The following is a 2997-nucleotide window of genomic DNA, read 5'->3' on the forward strand; positions in this document are numbered from 1 at the left end:
GGGGCCGAGGTGGACGCGCTGCGGGGCGGGCTCGCCGAGGTCGACCGCCTCGCCAGGGGCAAGGACCAGCGCTGACCGACCCGACCTGGGGCACTGCGGCCCTCAGCGGTCCCCGTAGGCCATCTCCTGCAGACGCTTGATCCGCTCCGAGATCGGCGGGTGGGTGGAGAACAGCCGGGCCGTCTGCTCGCCGGGCCGGAACGGGCTGGCGATCATGAGGTGGGACTGCGAGACGAGCTGCGGGTCCGGCGGCAGCGGGGCCAGCGCGGTGCCGCGGTCGAGCTTGTACAGCGCCGAGGCCAGGGCGAGCGGGTCCCCGGTCAGCTCGGCACCGGAGGCGTCCGCCTGGTACTCCCGCGACCGGCTCACCGCCATCTGCACGACGCCCGCGGCGATCGGGCCGAGCAGTGCGATCAGGATGGCGGCCACCGGGTTCGGCCGGTCGCTCTCCGCCCCGTCGCCGCCGAAGACCCCGGCGAACATCGCCATGGTGGCCAGGAAGCTGATCATCGACGCCATCGCGCCCGCGACGCAGGAGATCAGGATGTCCCGGTTGTAGACGTGGGCGAGCTCGTGGCCGAGGACGGCGCGCAGCTCGCGCTCGTCGAGCAGGTCGAGCAGGCCGGTGGTGGCGCAGACGGCGGCGTTGCGCGGGTTGCGGCCGGTGGCGAAGGCGTTCGGCGCGTCCGTGGGGCTGATGTAGAGCTGCGGCATCGGCTGCCGGGCGCGCTGCGAGAGCTCGCGGACGATCCGGTAGAGCTGGGGTGCCTCGGCCTCGGTGACCGGGCGGGCGTGCATGGCCCGCAGGGACATCGTCGCGGAGTTGAAGTAGGCGTAGCCGTTCATCGCCAGCGCCACGAGCAGCGCCACGATCAGCCCGGTCCGGCCCGCGACCAGGCCGCCGACCAGCAGCACGAGCGCGCTCATGCCGCCGAGCAGACCGGCTGTCTTCAGCCCGTTCAGGTGACCGTGCACCGTGCCTCTCCTCATCGCGTCGGGTGTCTGCAGCGACAACGACCCGCCACGGGGGCGTGTTCCGCACCGGCCCGGGTCACAGCAGGCACACAGAATCCGCGGCGGATGTCAGGATCACCCCATGACCACCGAAGTTCGTACGTCGGTCGCGGACGGCGTCGCCCTGCTGACCGTCTCGCACCCCGAGCGTCGCAACGCGATGAACCTGGACCTGTCCGGCAAGCTCGTGGCCGCGCTCGACGCCGCGGTGGCCGATCCCGCGGTCGGTGCGATCGTCATCACCGGTGAGCCCCCCGCCTTCTGCGCCGGGGGCGACCTCTCCGAGCTGCAGGGCGCCGATCCGGAGCGGCTGCGGACCGTCTACGCCGGGTTCCTCGCCGTGGCCCAGTGCCCGCTGCCCACCGTGGCCGCGGTGAACGGCGCGGCGGTCGGGGCGGGGCTCAACCTGGCACTCGCGTGTGACCTGCGTCTCGCTGGGCCCGGGGCGAAGTTCGACGCCCGGTTCATGCAGCTCGGCCTGCACCCCGGCGGTGGCTACACCTGGATGGTCGACCGGGCGCTCGGCACCCAGGGGGCGAAGGCCCTCACCCTGTTCTGCGACGTCCTGGACGCCGCCGAGGCGGAGCGGGTGGGCCTGGTGTGGCGCCGCTACGAGGACGACGCGGCGCTCCTCGCCGGGGCCCACGAGCTGGCGAGCCGGCCCGCGGCGGCGCCCCGGTCGCTCATCGAGACGACCAAGGCGACCATGCGCATCACCTCGGGAGCGGTCTCCCACGCCGAGGCGACGGAGATCGAGGTGAGGGCGCAGGCGGCTTCCGTACACTCAAAGGAGTTCCTGGAGCGCGTGACCGCGCTCCAGGCACGGATCAGCAAGCGATGAGACGAGTACAGGCATGCGTCGGAGTTCCGCCCCACCGAGTGGGCCCGGTGTGACCTCGCACCGGGGCCGAGGACACTCGGCGATACCGGGCGTTAATCTTGTCCGGACATTAAGTGCTCTCGAGCCGAACCGGGGAATGACCTCGACATGACGACCCACGACACCGCCGTCTCCTCCGATCCCGAGGTCGTCGTCAAGGACCGGGTGGTCATCCGGTTCGCGGGCGACTCAGGTGACGGGATGCAGTTGACCGGCGACCGTTTCACCTCGGAGACGGCGACGTTCGGCAACGACCTGTCGACCCTGCCGAACTTCCCCGCCGAGATCCGGGCCCCTGCCGGGACCCTGCCCGGCGTGTCGTCGTTCCAGCTGCACTTCGCGAACTACGACATCCTGACCCCCGGCGACCGCCCCGACGTGTTGGTGGCGATGAACCCGGCCGCGCTCAAGGCCAACATCGCCGACCTGCCCCACGGCGGGGTGTTGATCGTCAACACCGACGAGTTCACCAAGCGGAACCTGACCAAGGTCGGCTACGCGGCGAACCCGCTGGAGGACGAGTCGCTGTCGGACTTCCAGGTCCACGAGGTCGCCATGGCCACCCTGACGAAGGGGGCCCTGGAGGAGACCGGCCTGTCGAAGAAGGACGCCGAGCGGTCCAAGAACATGTTCGCGCTCGGGTTGCTGTCGTGGATGTATCACCGTCCGCACGAGGGCACCGAGCGGTTCCTGCGGGAGAAGTTCGCCCGCCGCCCCGACCTGGCCGAGGCCAACATCCTGGCCTTCCGCGCCGGGCACGCCTACGGCGAGACGACCGAGGCGTTCGCGGTCACCTACGAGGTCGCCCCGGCCAAGCTGGCCCCGGGCACGTATCGGCAGATCACCGGGAACACCGCGATGGCCTACGGGCTGGTCGCGGCCGGGCAGACGACCGGGCTGCCGGTGTTCCTGGGGTCGTACCCGATCACCCCGGCCTCGGACATCCTGCACGAGCTGTCCAAGCACAAGGCCTTCGGTGTGACCACCTTCCAGGCCGAGGACGAGATCGCCGGTGTCGGTGCCGCACTGGGTGCGTCGTTCGGCGGCGCACTCGGGGTGACCACCACCAGTGGTCCGGGTGTGGCGCTCAAGGCCGAGACCGT

General features: G+C 71.2%; 3 protein-coding genes. 2 read left to right on the plus strand and 1 reads right to left on the minus strand.

Annotated features, from left to right (window positions below; genetic code table 11):
- Positions 1-102: 102 nt before the first annotated feature.
- Entirely contained in the window at positions 103-975 is an 873-nt protein-coding gene (htpX, locus tag H5J29_RS27270; protein ID WP_181783861.1) for a zinc metalloprotease HtpX, read from the minus strand.
- Positions 976-1096: 121 nt separating this feature from the next.
- Here htpX and H5J29_RS27275 point away from each other — a divergent pair, with 121 nt between their 5' ends.
- Together H5J29_RS27275 and H5J29_RS27280 are read left to right on the plus strand one after the other, a co-directional pair.
- Positions 1097-1855 (plus strand): enoyl-CoA hydratase, encoded by a 759-nt coding sequence (locus H5J29_RS27275; protein ID WP_181783862.1) that lies wholly within the window; start codon positions 1097-1099, stop codon positions 1853-1855.
- A gap of 147 nt (positions 1856-2002) precedes the next feature.
- On the plus strand, positions 2003-2997 hold a 995-nt coding region (locus H5J29_RS27280), incomplete at its 3' end, for a 2-oxoacid:acceptor oxidoreductase family protein (RefSeq protein WP_181783863.1).

Origin of the sequence: Pseudonocardia pini (genome assembly GCF_013870575.1) — a bacterium.
GTDB classification, from domain to species: Bacteria; Actinomycetota; Actinomycetes; order Mycobacteriales; family Pseudonocardiaceae; genus Pseudonocardia; species Pseudonocardia pini.